We start from the raw sequence: 19,879 nt of genomic DNA, 5'->3' as shown, positions 1-19,879 counted from the left end.
GCCAGGCCCGGGTCGTCGCCCAACCGGAAGATCGTCACCTGCGCGCCGAGCCTTGCCATGTCGTCGAATCCGCGCACGGTGTGGGCGATGGTCCGCGGGTGCGGCGGGTAATCGAAGAACACCGCGGAGCCATCCCCGTCGAAGTCCTCCAGGTGCGCGGTCGGCTCGCCGTCGGTCACCACCAACACGACGGGCTGCGCATTGGGGTGCCGGCGCAGGTGGCGGCCCGCGAGTGCCAGCGCGTGATGCAGGTTGGTGCCCTGCTCGTAGACGCCCTCCAGGCCGGTCAGCTCGGCCGCAGTCACGGTCCGGGCATAGCGGCCAAAAGCGATGATCTGCAACGCATCCGAACGAAAGCGGGTGCACACCAGGTGGTTGAGCGCAAGCGCCGTCTGCTTCATCGGCAGCCAGCGATTCTCCATCACCATCGAAAACGAGGTGTCGACCAGCAACGCCACGGCGGCCTGCGTGCGCGTCTCGGTCTCGGAGACCTCGACATCGTCGACGGTGATCCGGAGGGGCCCATCGATGGTCGCCGTTCCGTACTGCCGCAGCACCGCGTTGGTCAGCGTGCGGGAGATGTTCCACGGCTCGGTGTCGCCGAACTGCCAGGGCCGGGTCGCACCGGTCAGCTCGCCGGCGGCCCCGGCGCGCCGGTGATCACGCTCGCCGCGGCGTCCGGAAAGCTGTTGCACCACATCGCGTAACGCCGTCTCGCCGAGCCTGCGCATCGCTTTCGGGGACAGGCGCCACTGGCCGTCGGAGCCGCGGTCCAGGAAGCCCTGATTGACCAGCGCCCGTTCCAGTTCGGCGAGGGTCCGGGCGTCGATGGCCGCCTGGTCGCCGAGTTGGCGTGCCAGTGCATCGAGGTCGATGTCGTCCATGGTGGCGCCGGGGTAGCTCTGCGACAGCTGCTCGGCCAGCTGCTCCAGCTCGGCGATGTCCGAGATCGCCTGGGTGCCTTCGCCCATGCCGAACGGGTTGTCTCCGGAAAATTGCTCGGACCCGGTCCAGTCCTCGCCGGGCCGCGCGGCCTGCAGGTGCGCATCGAGCCGCCCCAGCGCCTCCATCAGCGCCGGTGACCCAAACGCCTGCTGCGCCAGGGCATCCAGCTCCGCGCGCTGATCGGGGCTCAGGCTGTTGCGGAAGCGTTGCGCCGCGGCGGCGCGCTTGGCCAGCGAGTCGAGCAACTCCTCGACGTTGCGCGGGTTCTCCGGGAAGAACTCGCCGTGCTTGTCCATGAATTCTTCGAAGTCCTGCTGCGAGTCCTGGCCGCGGGCGTGCTTGTCCAGCAACTCGTTGAGGTCGTCCAACATCGCGTTGACGCGCTGACGATCCTCGGCGGTGGCGCCCTGAAGCGCCTGCTTCATCCCGGCGAACCGTTGGTCCAGCATCTCGCGGCCGAGCAAATCCCTGATCTGCTCGTACTTTTGGCGGGCCTCCCCGCTGCGCCAGTCGTAGTCGGACAGCTCTTGGACGGCCTTGGCCGGCGATGCCGGCAGCGCGTCCAATTGCAACTCGCCGAAGCGGGCGTCGTCGTCCAGCGCGCGGGCCAACTCCTTGCGCTCGGCGAGCACCGCCTCGTCGAGCAGCTTCTTGATCTCCTGCAGGGTGCCGTCCAAATTGTTGCGGCGCAACAGGTCCCGTCGGCGCTTGTTCGCCTCGGCCGCCAGCCGGTCGGCCCCCGGCATGTTCTTGGTCCCGCGGCGCAGCAATTCGGACAGGGCGCGCCGCGGCGAGGTGCCGGCCATCACGTCCTGACCGATCTGTTCGAGCGCCTCGCGCAGGTCCACCGGCGGGGCCAGCGGATCGGGCCCGCCGGTGTACGCCGAGTATCGCGACGAATGGCCTCTAGCCATAGACGGTTTGGCCCTCCCCGGACACCTTGTCAATCCGCTTGGCCAGATACAGCGCCTCCAGCGCCAGCTCCAGTGCCGCGGCGCGTTCGCCCTCGGACTCGGCGTGCAGCTTGGCCGCGATCTTGTCGACGACCGGCAGGTTCGGCACGGCGGCCAGCACGTCCTTGGCCGACACCCGCTCTCCCGTCGTGACCGCCGAACCGCCCTCCACCGCGGCCACCAGCGCGCCGACGTCGATTCCGCCGAGCACTCTGGCCGCGGTGTCGGCCGTCGCGCGCCGCAGCAGGTGCTCCAGCACCGCCTGCTCGCGGCCCTCCTCGCCGGACTCGAATTCCAGCTTGCCGCGCAGGACGTCGATCACCGTGTCCAGATCGACCACCCGGGCCACCGGGTCCGTCTCGCCCAGCACCGCGCCGCGGTGGCGGGCGGCGGCGGCGACGGTCTCGGCGGCCGCGATCGCGAACCGCGCCGACACCCCGGAGCGTTGGTCGACCGAGTTGGACTCCCGCAGGTAGCGGGCGAACCGCGCGATCACCTGCATCAGGTAGTCGGGCACCTGGGCGCTCAGGTGGGCTTCCTGCACGATCACCCCCACCTCGGCCTCGAGTTCCAGTGGGTAGTGGGTGCGGATCTCGGCGCCGAACCGGTCCTTCAGCGGCGTGATGATGCGGCCCCGGTTTGTGTAGTCCTCAGGGTTGGCGCTGGCGACCACCAACACGTCCAGCGGCAGGCGCAGCGTGTAGCCACGAACCTGGATGTCGCGCTCCTCCATGACGTTCAGCATCGACACCTGGATGCGCTCGGCGAGGTCGGGCAGCTCGTTGACCGCGACGATGCCACGGTGCGCGCGCGGGATCAGCCCGTAGGCGATCGTCTCCGGGTCGCCGAGGCTGCGGCCCTCGGCGACCTTGATCGGGTCGATGTCACCGACCAGGTCGGCGACGCTGGTGTCGGGGGTGGCCAGCTTTTCGGTGTAGCGCTCGCTGCGGTGCCGCCACGCCACCGGCATGTCGTCGCCCAGCGTGGCGGCGCGGCGGATCGACTCCGGCGTGATCGGAGTGTACGGGTGTTCGCCCAGTTCGGCCCCGTCGATCACGGGGGTCCACTCGTCGAGCAGCCCGGTGAGCGCACGCAGCAGCCGGGTCTTGCCCTGGCCGCGTTCACCCAGCAGGACGAAGTCGTGGCCCGCGATCAGCGCCCGCTCCAGCTGAGGCAACACGGTGTCCTCGAAACCCAGGATCCCGGGCCAGACGTTGTCGCCTTCGGCCAGCGCGGTCAGCAGGTTTTCCCGGATTTCTTGTTTGACTCCCCGTTCGCGGTGACCGGAGGCACGCAGCTCGCCGACGGTGCGGGGCAGATCGCTCGGTGATAGCACCACTCCACGCTACGCGCTGCCTCCACAGCCCACTCGGCGAACGTTCAGTGGGCGAAGTGGCGGGCTCCGGTGAGGTACAAGGTGACGCCGGCGCCCGCGGCCGCCGCGGTCACCTCGTCGTCGCGCACCGATCCGCCCGGATGAACCACCGCCCTGACCCCGGCGGCGGTCAGCGTCTCGAGCCCGTCGGGGAACGGGAAGAACGCATCGGAGGCCGCGACCGCGCCGCGGACCCGGTCGCCGCCTCGTTCAACGGCCAGCCGGGCGGCGTCAACCCGGTTGACCTGACCCATCCCGACGCCGACGGTCGCGCCATCGGCGGCGATCACGATCGCGTTCGACTTGACCGCGCGGCAGGCGCGCCACGCAAACACCAGATCGGTCAACGTGTTCGGGTCCGCCGGCTCCCCGGTCGCCAGCGTCCAGTTCGCGGGGTTGTCGCCGTGCGCGTCGAGCTGGTCGCGCTGTTGCACCAGCAGCCCGCCGCTGACCGGGCGCAGCTCGGTGCCGCCGGCCAGCGGCTCGGAGGCCACCAGCACCCGGATGTTCTTCTTGCGCGTCAACGCGTCGACGGCGCCGGGCGCGTAGGCGGGCGCGACGATCACCTCGGTGAAGATGGTGCTCACGTACTCCGCCATCTCGACACTGACCTCGGTGTTGGCCGCGATCACCCCGCCGAAGGCGCTCAGCGGGTCGCACGCGTGGGCCTTGCGGTGCGCATCGGCGACCGAGACCGACGAGATGGCGATCCCACAGGGGTTGGCGTGCTTGATGATCGCCACGCAGATCTCTTCGTGATCGAAGGCGGCCCGCCAGGCCGCGTCCGCATCGGTGAAGTTGTTGTAGGACATCTCTTTTCCGTGCAGCTGCTCGGCCTGCGCCAGGCCCGGCCACGCGCCGGGATCGGCATAGAGCGCCGCCTGCTGGTGCGGGTTCTCGCCGTAACGCAGCATCGCCGTGCGCCGCCAACTGCCCGCCAACCACTGCGGGAAGTTCGTGGGCGGATGCTCGGGCGCCAGCGTCGACTCCATCCAGCCGGCGACCGCGATGTCGTAGTCCGCGGTGTGCTGAAACGCCAACGAGGCCAGCCGTTTACGTTCGGCGAGGGTAAATCCCCCGGCGCGCACCGCGGCGAGCACGCCGTCATAGCCGAGCGGGTCGGTGACCACCGCCACGCTGGGGTGGTTCTTCGCGGCGGCCCGGACCATCGAGGGTCCGCCGATGTCGATCTGTTCGACGCACTCGTCGATGCCCGCGCCGGAATCGACCGTCTCGCTGAACGGATAGAGGTTGGCGACGACGAGTTCGAACGCCGCGATCCCGAGCTGTTCGAGCGCCGCTTCGTGCTCGGGTTTGCGTAGGTCGGCCAGCAGGCCGGCGTGCACGCGCGGGTGCAGCGTCTTGACCCGGCCGTCGAGCACCTCGGGGAAGCCGGTCAATTCTTCGACGCGGGTGACCGGAATCCCTTTGTCGGCAATGGTCTTCGCCGTCGAGCCGGTCGACACGATCTCCACGCCCGCCGCGGCCAGTCCCTGGGCGAGTTCGATCAGCCCGGACTTGTCGTACACGCTGATCAACGCGCGGCGAATCGCCCTTCTTGACTCGTCGCTCATCCTATGGTCGCCTTTCGTCCGGTCCAGGTCACGCCGCGCGTCGCCATCGCGGCCACCACGTCCACCAACAGTCGCCGCTCGACGACCTTGATGCGTTCATGCAGGGTCTCTTCCGTGTCGCCGTCGAGCACCGGGATGGGCTCCTGCGCCAATATCGGCCCGGTGTCCATGCCGGCGTCTACCAGGTGCACCGTACAGCCGGTGACCTTCACACCGTAAGCCAGCGCGTCCGGGACGGCATGCGCTCCCGCGAACGCCGGCAGCAGCGCCGGGTGTGTGTTGAGGGTGCGTCCACAGAACCGTGAAAGGAATTGCGGTCCAAGTATTTTCATAAATCCTGCGGAGACGATGAGATCGGGCGAGTGCGCGGCGGTGGCTTCGGTGATGGCCTGGTCCCAGGCCGCGCGGTCGGGGTAATCGCCCAGGCGGACGGTGTACGCCGGCAAGGACGCCGCCGCCGCCACCGCGAGGGCCCGGCATTCGCGATCCACGCCGACGGCAACTATTCGCGCCGGGTAGTCACCGGCGGCCGCTTCGACCAGCGAGCCGAGCAGCGAACCGGTGCCCGAGGCGAGCACCACCACCCGCGCCGGCGCGCTCGGGGGCACGTGCAGGGGTTCGGGCACACGGCGAGCCTAGTCGGAGGGGCCGCCGCGCCGAGCCTGCGGCCAGCGCGACATCGCCCGGCGTGTCCGCGCGCTCAGCGCAGTCTCGATCAGTCGGGCGGCGGCTCGTCGTCTTCGCGTACCGGCGGCCGCTCGTCCTCGGGCTCGTCCTCCGGCTCGTCGAAGACGTCCGCAAAGTCCGCCGGCTCGTCGGTCGCCGCGGCCGAGCCTTTGCGGTGCCTCGGCCGGCGCCGGATCCCGCCGGTCATCGCGACCGTCACGCCGCCGACAACCGCGAACCAGAAGAACACGCCGCCCAGCAAGGTCCCCTGGTCGACACCGACGTGGCCGAAATTGCCGAGCCGGCCGCTGCCGCCGTAGGCGAGCAACGACATCGCCAGCGCACCGACAACGGAGGCGACCAGCAGTTTGGCCGTCGCCGGCAGCAGCGGCAGCGCTCGCCGGGCGCACTGCTGCCCGACCGCCACGCCCGACGACGCACCGACGATGAGCAGCGCGACCCACACCGGCCCCAGCGGCGGCGTGGGGACCGCGGCGAGGATCGGCAGCGCCGGGATGTCGCCGCCGAAAACGGTGAAGGAACTGAACGTCGCGAAACCGAGGTGCGCACTGGATCCGACGGCGACCGCCGCCGTGCCGACCATGACGTTCGGCGCGTACAACACGGACAGCACCGTGAGGCTGAACTGGCCGAAGATCGAATCGGTGATCCCGTAAAGCTCCTGCATCGTCGACCAGTGCACGATCAGCGACCCCGCGGTCACCAGCCCGGAGAGGCCGACCAGCGCCAGCACGCCGGCCAGCGCGGCGCGCAGCGAATCACCGAGCCAATTGGGCAGCGGGGATGCCGCCAGCGCCCGCCGCCCCACCCGGGACCACACGCCGATCGCGGCGCCGATGGCGTGCACCACCAGCACGCTCGCGAACGCGCGCAGGGCGCTGGGCGTCTGCAGCTCGGTGATCACCGACGACGCGTCGTGAATCACCGCCAGCGCGATCGCCGCCAGCAACAGGGGGCCGCCCAGCGCCGAGGCGATCACCCAGCGGACCACCAGCCACGACGACTGCGCGGCGGTGGCGCGGGCGCTGCTGCGCGCGGTGCCCCACACCATCAGCAGGACGGGCAGCAGCGGCAGCACGCCCAGCTCGCGGCCGCCGATCGAAATCGGCACCTGGTGCACCGCCAGCCACATGCTGGCGATGGCGCCCAGCGCGCCGGTCATGTCGCTGTTGGCGATCAGCAACTGCAGCAGGGTGACCGCGGCGATGATGCCCAGTGCCACCACGGCCGGGCCGAATGCCACGCGGACAAGGTCGCGCGCCTGGCGAGCGCCAGCTGCCCGGTCGTCCTCGCTTGCCGACACCCTGTTCACTCTTGGCGCACGTGCCCGACTACGCGCGAGAGCGCACGCTTAGGAGGGCGCCGGCCCAGACGGCGATGACGGCGACTGTTGCTGATCCTGGCCGGCGACCGGCTGGCCGCCGGTCTGGCTCGCCTGGTCGACCGGACCCGAACCGGCCTGTGACTCCGTGCCGCCCGCGGCGGAGGACGGCGGCGGGCTGAAGCTGGGGAAGCCGGTGGGCGGCGTCGACGGCCCGTGCTGCTGCGGCTGGGCGCCGAATCCCCCGGTCGACGTGGGGATCGCGGCCTGCGTCGGGGCCTGGCTCTGGGGATAAGCGCCGTACTGCGAGCCGTATGCGGAAGGCTGCGGCGTCTCCTGCTGGTGGGGCTGGTGGCCGGCGTGCTGCTGGGCGCTCGGCTGGCCGTAGTACGACGGCTGCTGGCCGTACTGTCCGTATTGGCCGTACTGCCCGTACTGGCCGTATTGCGCGTACGGGTCGTACTTGGGCCGCGGCGCGGGGGCCGTGATGACTCCGGCGTCCAGCAGCAACGCGCCGACGGCGGCGAAGGCCTGAATGATGCTGCATCCGACCAGCGGCCACATCGCCCAACCGATGCCGAACCCGGCCGGGGTGTTGACGGTCTCGGTAATGGCCAGCAGCGCGCCCAAAACGGCGATCACCGCGACGATTCCCACATAACTCTTGGCCTTGGGCAGCAAGCCGATCGCCGCCAGCAGGGCGGCCAGCAGCGCGACGATGACCGCGGTGCCGGCGTCGCCCGCCCGTCCGCCGCCGGGGCCGAGGTCGGCGCCGATGACGAAGGTAGGCCCGAAATTCAGCAGATAGACCGCGATGCCGAGGACCACGACGGCGACGCTCAACGCCAGCGGAAGCTTGCTTTCGCCGTCGTCGGTCTTGGCGAAGGACGGTGTGGCGCCTGGGTAGGAGCCGCCGGGCTGCGCGGGTTGGTATCCGGGACCACCGGGCGAGTAGGTCATGACTCCTCCTGTTGCTTCTGAGCGGCGCCACAGCGGAACACCTTCCCCCATGTCGCGTTGCGGCGCGATCGACCAACCACGCTAGCGCACCTTCGGGCGGCCGTGCCGGAGCCACCGGCCTGTCGGCGCGACCAGCGCCGAGGGCACCCGCTTGCCGAGCAGAGGTAGAACACGTTCTAATTCTGAGCATGGATTACGGCCTCGTGCTTTTCACCAGCGACCGCGGCATCTCTCCGGCGACAGCGGCCAAGCTCGCCGACGACCACGGTTTTCAGACGTTCTACGTGCCAGAACACACCCACATTCCGGTCAAGCGGGAGGCCGCCCATCCCACGACCGGCGACGCCTCGCTGCCCGACGATCGCTACATGCGCACGCTGGACCCATGGGTCAGTCTGGGCGCCGCATGCGCCGTCACGTCGCGGGTGCGCCTGTCGACGGCGGTGGCGCTGCCCGTCGAGCACGACCCGATCACGCTGGCGAAAAGCATTGCCACGCTTGACCACCTGTCCGGTGGCCGGGTGAGCCTCGGCGTCGGCTTCGGGTGGAACACCGACGAGCTGGCCGACCACGGGGTGCCGCCCGGGCGGCGCCGGACCATGTTGCGTGAGTACATCGAGGCCATGCGGGCGCTGTGGACGGAAGAAGAAGCCGCGTACGACGGCGAGTTCGTCAAGTTCGGGCCCAGCTGGGCCTGGCCGAAGCCGGTGCAATCACACATTCCGGTGCTCGTCGGCGCGGCCGGCAACGAGAAGAACTTCAAGTGGATCGCCCGCAGCGCCGACGGCTGGATCACCACCCCGCGCGACTTCGACATCGACGAGCCGGTCAAGTTGCTGCAGGACACCTGGGCGGCCGCCGGCCGCGACGGGGCTCCGCAGATCGTCGCGCTGGACTTCAAGCCCATCCCGGAGAAGCTGGCCCGCTGGGCCGAACTCGGCGTGACCGAAGTGCTGTTCGGGCTGCCGGACCGCCCCGAGGACGAAGTCGCCGCCTACGTCGAACGGCTGGCCGGCAAGCTGGCCGCCCTGGTTTAACCGCGAGCAGCTCAGTCGACGAAGCAGCGATTGCCGTAGTCGAAGGAGCGCACCCGGACCGTGCGCCCGAGCGGGTCGCCGTCGATCAGCAGCGCGATCAGTTCCTCGTCTTCGGTGGTCGACAGGAACCGGCCGCCGTCGTCGAGCCTGCCGATGACGATGCCGGTCGGACGCCCGTCGTCGCGCCGAACCGTGTACGTCTCGACGGTCCCTCGGCCGTCGGCGGTCTCGGTCACGGCCTGGGTCGGCCACCCGGCGACCCGGGCTTGCAACTCCGCGTTGCGATCCGGCTTCCAGTCCGCCGGCGCGGTGGAGTAAACCCCGACCGAGTACTTGCTCAGGATGCCACCGTTGGCCCCGACGAGGCCGAATTGCCCCGGCATGCTTCGCATTTGGGCGACCGTCTCGGCCACCGCGTGCATGGAGTAGTTGTTGCCGGCCCCGCCGAAGAACGGCAGGCCACCGGTCAACGTCAGGCCGCGCGGGTCGTCGGGCGCGATCCCCAAGCCGTCGCAGATGTTGAACACCGGCACCGGAAAGCAGCTGTAGAGGTCGAAGGTGGCGACGTCGTCGACACCGACGCCGGCCATGCCCAGCGCCTCGCGCACCGCCAGGACGGCCGACGGGGAGTGCCCGAGATCCGGGCGCTCCAGCAGCGACTGCTCCTCCAGGTCGACGTGCCCATGGAGGTACACCCAGTTCTCCTCCGGCACCCCCAGCGACCGCGCCGCCTCGACCGACATCAGCAGCGCGGCCGCACCCTGGTTGACCTGATCGCGCGCGACCATCAGCCGCGGGTAGGGCTCCGCGATCATCCGGTTGGCCTCGGTCACGGTGATCAGTTCGTCGACGGTGCGCTCGACGGGCGCCGCGGCGAACGGGTTGCTGGCGGCGATCTTGGTGAAGGGCGCGAACAGCTCGGCCATCGACCGCCGATACTCCGCAGGGCCCAGCCCGGTCCCGGCGCGCCGCGCGTTTTCCAGCAGCCCGTACTGGATCGGCGCGCTGGTCAGGCCGTGGATGACCGTGTAGCGCGAGATGAGCTTCTCGATGCCGTGACCGCGGTCCTCCAGGTCCCCCTCGACGGTCTCGGTGAAGTCCGGCTTGTGTTCGGCGCTCGCGAAGTAGCGCAGCGTCGAGGTCGCGTCGGAGCCGAAGATCAGCGCCGCCCGCGACCGGCCGGCGGCGATCTCCGCCGCCAGCTCGCTGATCAAATGCTGCGGCCCCTGGCCCCCGACGATCTCGAGGATCGCGCGCGTGGGTTCGGCCCCCACCCGCTTGGCCACCGAGCGCGGGTAGTTGTTCGACCGGCCCAGCACGGCCGACGCGACCGGCCCGGAGATCTCGAATTGCCTGACGCCGGCCACGGTGTCGACCGCCGCGGCCACCGACGCGACGTCGGCACCGCAGTCGGCCAGGGCGGCCGAGGCGGCCGCGGCGGCCAATTCCACGGGCGACATCGCCCGGTAGGTGGGGTCGTCGATGCGCTCGGCGGCCTGCCCGACACCGACGACGACGGGCGTGCGCGCGTCAAGATTCATAGCTCAACTATCTACCGCAGCGGAACTGCGCCCCGTCAGCGGGGTCCGTCAACGGCCGGCAGCCGCTACAGCGACTTGAGAATCTCCCGGGCCAGCGCCGCGGTCTCCGACGGGGTCTTGCCCACCTTGACGCCGGCCGCCTCCAGGGCCTCCTTCTTGGCGGCAGCGGTGCCCGACGAGCCGGACACGATGGCACCCGCGTGGCCCATCGTCTTGCCCTCCGGGGCGGTGAATCCCGCCACGTAACCGACGACCGGCTTGGAGACATGGGCCTTGATGTAGTCGGCGGCGCGCTCCTCGGCGTCGCCGCCGATCTCGCCGATCATCACGATGACCTTGGTGTCGGGGTCCTTCTCGAAGGCCTCGATGGCGTCGATGTGGGTGGTGCCGATCACCGGGTCCCCACCGATGCCGATCGACGTCGAGAACCCGAAATCGCGCAGCTCGTACATCATTTGGTAGGTCAGCGTCCCCGACTTGGAGACCAGCCCGACGGGGCCCGCGCCGGTGATGTTGGCGGGGGTGATGCCCACCAGCGCCTCGCCCGGGGTGATGATGCCGGGGCAGTTCGGCCCGATGATGCGGGTCTTGCCGCCCTTCTCGATGTTGTAGGCCCACGCAAATGCGCTGTCCTGCACCGGGATTCCCTCAGTGATGACGACCAGCAGCGGAATTTCGGCGTCGACGGCCTCGATGACGGCGTCCTTGGCGAACTTCGGCGGCACGAAGATGATCGACACGTCGGCGCCGGTCTTTTCCATCGCCTCCGCGACGCCGCCGAACACCGGCAGCTTGACGATCCGGCCGCCCTTGTCCTCGTGCGTGACGGTGGTGCCCGCCTTGCGTGCGTTCACGCCGCCGACGATCTGGGTGCCCGCCTTGAGCATTCGCGCGGTATGGACGGTGGCCTCGCTGCCGGTGATGCCCTGGACGATGACCTTGTTGTCCTTGTTCAGAAAGATCGACATTTCAAAGAGTCCCTTTCTCAGGCGCTCGCCAGCTCGGCGGCCTTGTCGGCGGCCTCGTCCATCGTGGGCACCAGCGTCACCAACGGGTGGTTGGCTTCGGTGAGGATGCGACGGCCCTCTTCGACGTTGTTGCCGTCGAGGCGCACCACCAGCGGCTTGTTGGCCTCGTCGCCGAGGATTTCCAGCGCCTTGACGATGCCGGTGGCCACCGCGTCGCACGAGGTGATGCCGCCGAAGACGTTGACGAACACGCTTTTGACCTGCTGGTCACCCAGGACCACGTCCAGCCCGGCGGCCATCACCTCGGCCGAGGCGCCGCCGCCGATGTCGAGGAAGTTGGCCGGCTTGACTCCGCCGTGCTTCTCCCCCGCGTAGGCGACGACGTCGAGGGTCGACATCACCAGGCCCGCGCCGTTGCCGATGATGCCGACGGCGCCGTCGAGCTTCACGTAGTTGAGGTGGTGTTCCTTGGCCTTGAGCTCCAGCGGATCGGTGGCGTCGCGGTCCTCGAACTCGGTGTGGTCGGGGTGGCGGAAATCGGCGTTGGCGTCGAGCGTGACCTTGCCGTCCAGCGCCAGGATGCGGTCGTCGGGGGTGCGCACCAGCGGGTTGACCTCCACCAGCGTCGCGTCCTCGGCGACGAAGAGCTCCCACAGCTTGGCGATGGTGACCGCGGCGGCGTCGAGCACCTCGGCCGGCAGGTGGCCCTGCTCGGCGATGGACCGCGCGGTCGCCTCGTCGACGCCCTTGACGGCGCTGACGGGGACCTTGGCGAGCCGGTCGGGCTTGGTGGCGGCCACCTCTTCGATCTCCATGCCGCCCTCGACCGAGCACATCGCCAGGTAGGTGCGGTTGGCGCGGTCGAGCAGGAAGGAGATGTAGTACTCCTCGGCGATGTCGCTGGCCTCGGCGACCAGCAGCTTCTTCACGACGTGGCCCTTGATGTCGAGGCCGAGGATGTTCTTGGCGTGCCCGTAGGCGTCGTCGGGCGTCGCGGCGTACTTGACGCCGCCGGCCTTGCCGCGGCCCCCGACCTTGACCTGGGCCTTCACCATGACGGGGCGGCCGATCTCCTCGGCGATGGCCCGAGCCCCCTCGGCGGTGTCGGTCACCCGGCCCGGCGTGCTCGGTACGTTGTGCTTGGCGAACAATTCTTTTGCTTGATACTCGAAAAGGTCCATGGGCTCACTGTCTTCGCTCGACTTGCTGCTAGGCCTGTACGTGGGCCCCGCGTTGGGGACAGCCGGAATCGGCGACTCGCACGGTGGCACTGTATCCACCCGTCGAACGGCTGCTACCGTCGCGTCCACCGATGTGGCGCAGCTCACCGCATACCGGCACCCCGCAAAAGTGACGGGAATCACAATATTGGTTGGGTTCTTGGCCCGAGGTTGCCAGCCCCGTCGGTTAGCGGATACCTTCCTAGGGTCCAGATAACGTTATGGTCACGATACGAGGACATTTCAGCTTGTCCCAGCACCGTTTGACTCGTCCTTCAGCCGAAACATCAGGCGTAGTGAGGGTAGGTCGCGCAGCAGGCGGCCGGTGGACGGAAGCTCACCGCAACGAAGTCACCGAAATCCTGCCCCTCGACGGGTTCGACTTCGGCGACCTGGATTTCGTCGACGAGTCGTCGGATCTCGATGATCTGGACTTCAGCAACGACTCGGCCTTCGACAACGAAGCCCGCGTGCTGCTCGCTCCCGAGCTCGACGACCTGCACGACACGGACGATCTGGGCCCGCTGCTGCTGGCCGCCCCGGCGGCCGTGCCGGTCCCGGCGCGGTTCCAGCCCAGCACGGCCGCCACCGAAGCGCGTCGTCGCAACTACTCGGACATCACCGACGTCATTCCCGTCATCCGCCGCGGCGGGCAGCACCGTAAGCAGCCGACCAGCGCGGCCCGGGGGCGCCTGCTGATCTCGGCGATGGCCGCCGGAGCGGCGGCCGCCGCGGCCCACACGGCGACCAGCCACGCCGATACGCCCAAGACGGAGGCCGTGCTGACCGCCAATGCGTCGGCGCTGTCCGGCGGGGCGGCCAGCAACACGATCCGCGGCGCCCAGGTGGTGGCGGTCCAGCCGGCGGCGAACGCCGCGGTGCACAACGAGGAGCTCGCCAAGGGCGTGGCCTTCGCCAACGATCGCGCCCAGCGCGAGGCCCGCCTGCAGCAGCCGCTCTATGTCATGCCGACGAAGGGGATCTTCACCTCCAACTTCGGGTACCGCTGGGGCGTGCTGCACGCGGGCATCGACCTCGCCAACTCGATCGGAACGCCGATCTATGCCGTGTCCGACGGCGTCGTCATCGACTCCGGACCCGCCGCCGGGTACGGGGCGCTGGTCAAGCTCCGCCACGCCGACGGCACCGTCACGCTCTACGGCCACGTCAACACGACGTTGGTCAGCGTCGGTCAGCGCGTGATGGCCGGCGACCAGATCGCCACCATGGGCAACCGCGGCAATTCCACCGGACCCCACCTGCACTTCGAGGTGCTCCAGGGCGGCACCGAACGGATCGACCCAGTCCCATGGCTCGCTAAGCGGGGACTTAACGTCGGCAACTACGCTGGCTGAGGTGACCGCGCCGAACGACCCCCCTTCCCCTGCGCCCACGCCCGAGGCCGCCGCACCGCCCTCGGAATCGCAGACGCGGATCATCCGGCGGGCGCCGACCGGGCCGATGCCCGTAGTTCCGGAGTCCGCGACGACGCAGCTGCCCCGGCAGTCCGCTGCCGATCAGGGCGCCCCGCCCGCGGGCCGGCGCGGACTCGCGGGTCTGCCGGGCCACGAACCCAGCGGCCGGACCGCCGTCGCCGCCAGCGCCGTCACCATCGTCAGCGGGTGGGCGACGTCGGTGGTGGCCACCGACCTGATCGCGGGGTGGTGGCGGACCGACCGCCTGTTCTGCATCGCGGTGGCCTTCCTCGCGCTGGTGTTCGCGATCACCACGGTCTCCGGGGTGATCATGCTGCTGCAGCATCGGCCGCTCGGCCGTTACCTCATCGCGGCCGGCGCGGTGGTGGCGGTGCTGACCTACGGCGGCGTATTTATCGCCGGCGCGCGGGTGGCGTGGATCGTCTACACCCTGTGGCTGCTGCCGGTCGCCAGCGTGGCGCTGGCGTTTCACCCGCAAACCAAACGTTGGCTGCAGGCCGACTGAATTTCTTTGCTACCTGCGCGCCGAACGTGTTCTGGCGGCGGAGAATTGGCGAAAACCTCGCCCTGCTGTCACGCTCGGCGCGTCACAGCTTGCTGACGGGGGCGTGGTTGTGCATCAGCTTCACCCGGCCCGAGCTGCCGAAGTCGATCAGCGACATGGCCGATTCGCCGACCCCGGACACCTCCTCGACACGGCCCAACCCGTACTTGTCGTGCGTCACCCGGTCGCCGGGCTGCAGCACCAGTAGCGGGCGCTTGGCGGTGCCCGACCGGGTCGGCGACGGGCGCGGCGCGCCGAACCGTCCGGCGCCGCTCACCGGGGCGCTGAACGACGATGGCGGCGGCGCGCTGCGTCGCCAGTCGATGAGTTCCTGCGGAATCTCCTGCAGGAAGCGCGATTCCGGGTTGAGCATCGGTTGCCCCCAGGACGACCGCACGATGGCGCGGCTGACGTACAGCCGCTGCCGGGCCCGAGTGATGCCGACGTAGGCCAGCCGCCGCTCTTCGGACAGTTCGGTCGGGTCGTCCAGCGACCGCATATGGGGGAACATCCCGTCCTCCCAGCCGGTCACGAAAACCACCGGGAACTCCAGCCCCTTCGCGGTGTGCAGCGTCATCAGCGTGACCAAACCGGCTCCGTGCTCGGGGATTTCGTCGGCGTCGGCGACCAGCGACACCCGCTCGAGGAACGCGGCCAGGACACCGGTGTCGGGCACGTCCTCGTCCTCGGGAGTCTCCAGCGCGGCCGCATTGGCTTGGTCGATGCTGAATTCGTGTGCGACGCTGACCAATTCGTTCAGGTTGTCCAGCCTGGCCAGCTCCTGCGGATCGGTGGAAGACTCCAGCTCGCCGCGGTAGCCGCTGCGTTCGAGCACCAACTCGACCAATTCCCCGAGGTCGTCGTCGAGGTGGCCCCTCAGGTCGTCCAGCAGCTCCACGAAGCCGGCGATCGCCTTCTCCGCACGGGTATTCAGCATCGGCACCTTGCCCTCGGCGGCGGCCACCAGCGCGTCGGCGAAGCTGGCGCCGGTGTTCTCGGCGTACACCGCCACGCACGCCTCGGCGCGGTCCCCGATGCCCCGGCGCGGTGTGTTGAGGATGCGCCGCATGCTGACCGCGTCACCGGGATTGTCCAGCACCCGTAGATAGGCGACGATGTCGCGGATCTCCTTGCGCTCGTAGAAGCGCACTCCGCCAACGACTTTGTAAGGGATGCCGGCGCGGATGAAGACCTCTTCCAGCGACCGTGACGAGTTGTTGGTGCGATAGAACACGGCGACGTCGTTGTAGGTGATCTCGCCCCGCTCGGCGAGCGCGTCGATCTCCTCGGCCACGAACCTGGCCTCGTCGTGCTCGTTGTCGGCGACATAGCCGACGATCAGCTCGCCGGCGCCGGCGTCGGTCCACAGGCGCTTGTCCCGGCGTCCGGTGTTGCGGGCGATCACCGAGTTGGCCGCCGACAGGATGTTTTGTGTGGAGCGGTAGTTCTGTTCCAGCAGAATGGTTCTCGCGTCGGGATAGTCGCGCTCGAAGTCCTCGATGTTGCGGATGGTGGCGCCGCGGAACGCATAGATCGATTGATCGGCATCGCCGACCACGCACAGTTCCGCCGGTGGCACGTCCTCCTCCGAGCCGTCGTGCCCGACCAGTTCCCGCACCAGCACGTACTGGGCGTGGTTGGTGTCCTGGTACTCGTCGACCAGCACGTGCCGGAAGCGCCGCCGGTAGTACTGGGCGATCTGCGGGAAGGCCCGCAGCACCGCGACGGTCTCCCCGATCAGGTCGTCGAAGTCCAAGGCGTTGGCCGTCCGCAGCCGCCGCTGGTATTCGCCGTAGACGGAGGCCACCGTGCGGCTCAGCTCGTCGGAGTCGTCCGACAGCCTGGCCACCGCCTCGTCGGGGTCGATCAGTTCGTTCTTCAGGTTGGAGATGGCGTTGGCCAGCAGGCGCGGCGAGAAGCGCTTGATGTCCAGCCCCATGTCGCGACCGATCATTTGCAGCAGCCGCCGCGAATCGTCGGCGTCGTAGATCGAGAAGTTGGAATTGAGCCCGTCGATCAGCGAAGCCTGGTTGCGCAGGATGCGCACGCAGGTCGAGTGGAACGTGGAGACCCACATGGCGCGGGCGCGGTTGCCGACCAGCCGCACCACGCGTTCGCGCATCTCCGCGGCGGCCTTATTGGTGAAGGTGATGGCCAGGATCTGCCCCACCCCGACGCCCCGCGCCGCGATCAGGTAGGCGATGCGCCGCGTCAGCACCGCCGTCTTACCCGAGCCCGCGCCCGCGACGATCAGCAGCGGCGAGCCCTGATGCACCACCGCCTGCCGTTGTTGCGGGTTGAGCCCGTCGAGCAGCTGGTCTGCCTCGGGGGTGGACTTGGCTTCAGTACTACCGGTCACGTGCACACTCATGTCTGACCAAACTTACCGCCGACCTCCGACGCCGGGCGGGACGCGGGGTAGGCAGGCGGCTAGTTGTTAGTGCCCGAAGCCCGATTGCTGGGTGCCCGTGTTGTTGGCGCCCGAGCTGTGCGTGCCCGAGTTGTCAATGCCGGAGTTGCTGTTGCCGGTGTTGCCGATTCCCGAGTTACTGCTGCCCGAGTTCAGGAAGCCTGCGTTTCCGGCGGGGCCGGTGTTGCCGTAGCCGATGTTGAGGTTGCCCGCGGTGGCGATGCCCACGCCGTTCGTGCCCGTGTTGAAGACGCCGGTATTGCCGTTGTGTGTGTTTTGGATGCCCGTGTCGTGCTGGCCGACGTTTCCATAGCCCTCGTCGTTGGAGCCGATGTTTCCGAAACCGGAGTTGGCCGTGCCGTTGTTGTTGAACCCCGAGTTCCCCGAGCCGGTGTTGCCGAAGCCGGAGTTTGCGGCGCCGGTGTCGATCGCGCTGCCGAAGCCGGTGTCGGTGATCCCCGAATTCCCGGCGCCCGTGTTGATGTCGCCCGAATTCCAAAAGCCCGTGTTCGTGGCGCCCGCGTTGCCGAAGCCCGTGTTGTGCATGCCGGAGTTGCCGAAGCCGACATTGCCGACGCCGGCGTTGGCGAAGCCCACATTGCCGTTGCCCGCGTTGAAGGCGCCCATCGAGAGGGACCCGGCGTTGCCGACGCCGAAGTCGTCGTGCCCGCCGTTGAAGAATCCCACGTCTCCCACGCCCGAGTTGCCGAAGCCCGTATCGGTGCCGGCCGAGTTCCAGAAGCCCGTGTTCAGGCTGCCCGAGTTCCACAGGCCCGTGTTGGTGCCGCCGGAATTGGCGAAGCCGGTGTTGAAGTTGCCGGAGTTTCCGATGCCCCAGTTCCCGTTGCCGGAGTTGAAGAAGCCGACGTTGTTGTTGCCCGAGTTGAACAGGCCGATGTTCCCGGTGCCGCCGTTGAGCCCGTTGAGATTGATGCCCACCTGGTTGTCACCGGTGAGCCCGATGCCGAAGTCGTTGTTGCCGGTATTTCCGAAGCCGAGGTCGAAGTTGCCGCGATTGCCGGCGCCGATATTGCTGTTGCCCAGATTTCCGATGCCGACATTGGAGCTGCCGTTGTTGCCGCTGCCGAGGTTGTTGTTCCCCAGGTTTCCGAAGCCGTAGTTGGTGTTGCCGTCGTTGCCGCTGCCGACGTTATTGTTGCCGGTATTTCCGCTGCCGAAGTTTGTGGCGCCGCTGTTTCCGCCGCCCACGTTGCCGCTGCCAAAGTTTCCGCTGCCGATGTTGGCGCTGCCGTGGTTTCCGCTGCCCAGGTTGGAGCTGCCGATATTTCCGCCACCCACGTTGAAGCTGCCGATATTTCCGCTGCCCACGTTGAGGATGCCGGCCTGGGTCGAGGAGGGCCCCTGGTTTCCGTCGCCGAAGTTGAGATTGCCGATGTTGCCGTTGCCCAGGTTGGCGTTGCCGGTGTTGCCGCTGCCGACGTTCGCGCTGCCGGTGTTGCCCAGGCCCAGGTTCGCGGCGCCGATGTTGCCCGACGGCGTGAGCTGGCCGAGCGCGCCCGGAAGGTTCTGCAGCAGTTGATCCAACGGCGTCAGGGCCGCCGCCGCCTCCGACGCGCCGGCGTGATAGCCGACCATCGCGCTGACGTCCTGGGCCCACATCTGTTCGTAGTCGGATTCCGCGGCCGCGATCGCGGGGGCGTTCTGCCCGAACAGGTTTGAGACGACCAGCTGCACGAACTGGTTGCGGTTGACCGCCACCTCGACCGGGTGCACCGTCGCCGCCAGCGCCGATTCGAATGCGCCCGCCACCGCGCGGGCTTGTCCGGCCGCACCCGACGCATGGGCCGCCGCAGCGATCAACCAGCCCGAGTAGGGAGTCGCCGCGGCCGACATGGTCCGGGACGCCGCACCCTGCCAGGCCTGACCGGCCAGCTCCGACGTCACCGAGGAAAACGACGATGCGGCCGAACCCAGTTCGGCGGCCAGGCCATCCCAGGCCGCCGCCGCTTGCAGCATCGGGGCGGAGCCCGCTCCGCTGAACATCAGCAACGAGTTGAGCTCCGGCGGAAAGACAAGGAAATTCATGTCCCGGAATCCTTTCCCGAGGTGCCCGAATCGAATGCAGCCTACTTTCGAAAAGAGCGCATTGCGTGGATTTCGCAGGGGTTGGGTTTCCGGACAAAAAAATCCATTCCTGAAAGCACACCTTTTCCACGGTATTCACCGGTGCCGCCCGGTTTCCGACGTGCTGGGCGCCCGGGGGCGCCGGCCAGGGCGTACGCGTCATTTTTTTGCGTGGTCGCGCCGCTTAGTGGCACACTCGGTGGGTGCTCAACGCGCAGTGCCATCGGCAGCTCCCGGCCCATGAGTGGGCCCGAGAGTGGGTCAGCCGATTTTTCTACGGGTACCGGCCAGCGGTGCCCGTGGTCTAGCTGCCTTCGCAGAGCCCCGTGGTCCGCTTCCGGATTCGGGGCTCGTCTCTTTTGTGAGGCCCGATAACGGATGAGACCAGACCCCCCACATCAAGAGAACGCGGAGTTGACAGAGATGAACATCGAGATGGTCGAGTCCCCAGAGGCCACCGACATCGAGCAGTTGCGCCAAGAGATCGACCGATTGGACGCCGAAATCCTCGCCGCGGTGAAGCGCCGCGCGGAGGTGTCGCAGGCGATCGGCAAGGTGCGCATGGCGTCCGGCGGCACCCGGCTGGTGCACAGCCGCGAGATGAAGGTCATCGAGCGCTACAGCGAGCTCGGTCCCGACGGCAAGGACCTGGCGATGCTGCTGCTGCGGCTGGGCCGCGGCCGGCTCGGCCACTGAGGGCGGCGCACCGGCCTGGCTCGGTCACCTGAGCCCGCACTAGGGTCGAGTCAGTGTCAGGGTGAGGTTGCCGCTTGTTGCGGTGGTTGGATCCTGATCACCTGGTGTCTGGCTCATAGGGTCGATG

At 68.7% G+C, this 19,879-nt stretch carries 14 protein-coding genes and 1 pseudogene; 4 read left to right on the top strand and 11 right to left on the bottom strand.

What is annotated here, in order from left to right; translation table 11 throughout:
• The 6 genes and pseudogenes from A5673_RS19595 to A5673_RS19570 all read right to left on the bottom strand — a co-directional run.
• Positions 1–1,859 (bottom strand): VWA domain-containing protein (locus tag A5673_RS19595; RefSeq protein ID WP_068236060.1); only part of this gene is annotated, 1,859 nt, incomplete at its 3' end.
• Positions 1,852–3,237 carry a sigma 54-interacting transcriptional regulator gene (locus A5673_RS19590; RefSeq protein ID WP_068236058.1) on the bottom strand — a complete coding sequence of 462 codons (1,386 nt, stop codon included), beginning with the start codon at positions 3,235–3,237 and terminating at the stop codon, positions 1,852–1,854. The genes A5673_RS19595 and A5673_RS19590, both read right to left, overlap by 8 nt.
• 41 nt (positions 3,238–3,278) lie before the next feature.
• Positions 3,279–4,847 carry a bifunctional phosphoribosylaminoimidazolecarboxamide formyltransferase/IMP cyclohydrolase gene (gene purH / locus A5673_RS19585; RefSeq protein ID WP_068236057.1) on the bottom strand — a complete coding sequence of 523 codons (1,569 nt, stop codon included), beginning with the start codon at positions 4,845–4,847 and terminating at the stop codon, positions 3,279–3,281.
• Positions 4,844–5,473, bottom strand: a complete 630-nt coding sequence (gene purN, locus A5673_RS19580; protein ID WP_068236054.1) for a phosphoribosylglycinamide formyltransferase — start codon at positions 5,471–5,473, stop codon at positions 4,844–4,846. The genes purH and purN overlap by 4 nt, the downstream gene beginning before the upstream one ends.
• A 217-nt stretch (positions 5,474–5,690) precedes the next feature.
• Positions 5,691–6,846: pseudogene (locus tag A5673_RS19575) on the bottom strand (DUF6350 family protein); the annotation flags it as partial.
• A gap of 39 nt (positions 6,847–6,885) precedes the next feature.
• Positions 6,886–7,815 (bottom strand): DUF5336 domain-containing protein, encoded by a 930-nt coding sequence (locus A5673_RS19570; RefSeq protein ID WP_068236051.1) that lies wholly within the window; start codon positions 7,813–7,815, stop codon positions 6,886–6,888.
• A 188-nt stretch (positions 7,816–8,003) separates the two neighbouring features.
• Here A5673_RS19570 and A5673_RS19565 point away from each other — a divergent pair, with 188 nt between their 5' ends.
• Positions 8,004–8,852, top strand: coding sequence for an LLM class F420-dependent oxidoreductase (locus A5673_RS19565; RefSeq protein WP_068236048.1), 849 nt, complete (start codon positions 8,004–8,006; stop codon positions 8,850–8,852).
• 11 nt (positions 8,853–8,863) lie between these two features.
• On the opposite strand, the gene A5673_RS19560 is transcribed toward A5673_RS19565, so the two are convergent.
• The 3 genes from A5673_RS19560 to sucC all read right to left on the bottom strand — a co-directional run bounded on the left by A5673_RS19560 (position 8,864) and on the right by sucC (position 12,542).
• Entirely contained in the window at positions 8,864–10,393 is a 1,530-nt protein-coding gene (locus tag A5673_RS19560; protein WP_068236043.1) for an acetyl-CoA acetyltransferase, read from the bottom strand.
• A 65-nt stretch (positions 10,394–10,458) separates the two neighbouring features.
• A complete protein-coding gene (sucD, locus tag A5673_RS19555) occupies positions 10,459–11,361 on the bottom strand; it encodes a succinate--CoA ligase subunit alpha (protein ID WP_068236041.1) in 903 nt (300 codons plus the stop codon).
• 17 nt (positions 11,362–11,378) lie between these two features.
• Positions 11,379–12,542: an ADP-forming succinate--CoA ligase subunit beta gene (gene sucC / locus A5673_RS19550; RefSeq protein ID WP_068236039.1), complete on the bottom strand. Its 1,164-nt coding sequence runs from the start codon at positions 12,540–12,542 to the stop codon at positions 11,379–11,381.
• Positions 12,543–12,829: 287 nt separating this feature from the next.
• Here sucC and A5673_RS19545 point away from each other — a divergent pair, with 287 nt between their 5' ends.
• Positions 12,830–13,936: a M23 family metallopeptidase gene (locus A5673_RS19545; protein WP_068236062.1), complete on the top strand. Its 1,107-nt coding sequence runs from the start codon at positions 12,830–12,832 to the stop codon at positions 13,934–13,936.
• A gap of 1 nt (position 13,937) precedes the next feature.
• Entirely contained in the window at positions 13,938–14,522 is a 585-nt protein-coding gene (locus tag A5673_RS19540; RefSeq protein ID WP_197518428.1) for a hypothetical protein, read from the top strand.
• Positions 14,523–14,604: 82 nt separating this feature from the next.
• On the opposite strand, the gene pcrA is transcribed toward A5673_RS19540, so the two are convergent.
• Entirely contained in the window at positions 14,605–16,932 is a 2,328-nt protein-coding gene (gene pcrA, locus A5673_RS19535; protein WP_068236037.1) for a DNA helicase PcrA, read from the bottom strand.
• 66 nt (positions 16,933–16,998) lie between these two features.
• Positions 16,999–19,017, bottom strand: a complete 2,019-nt coding sequence (locus tag A5673_RS19530; protein ID WP_068236034.1) for a PPE family protein — start codon at positions 19,015–19,017, stop codon at positions 16,999–17,001.
• 417 nt (positions 19,018–19,434) lie between these two features.
• Between A5673_RS19530 and A5673_RS19525 the strand changes: the two genes are divergently transcribed.
• Positions 19,435–19,752 carry a chorismate mutase gene (locus tag A5673_RS19525; protein ID WP_082958843.1) on the top strand — a complete coding sequence of 106 codons (318 nt, stop codon included), beginning with the start codon at positions 19,435–19,437 and terminating at the stop codon, positions 19,750–19,752.
• The last annotated feature ends 127 nt before the right edge of the window (positions 19,753–19,879 follow it).

Origin of the sequence: Mycobacterium sp. E3198 (genome assembly GCF_001667015.1) — a bacterium.
Classification (GTDB): Bacteria; Actinomycetota; Actinomycetes; order Mycobacteriales; family Mycobacteriaceae; genus Mycobacterium.
Note: the sequence above shows the minus strand (reverse complement) of the source record. Positions and strands in the feature narration are given on the sequence as shown.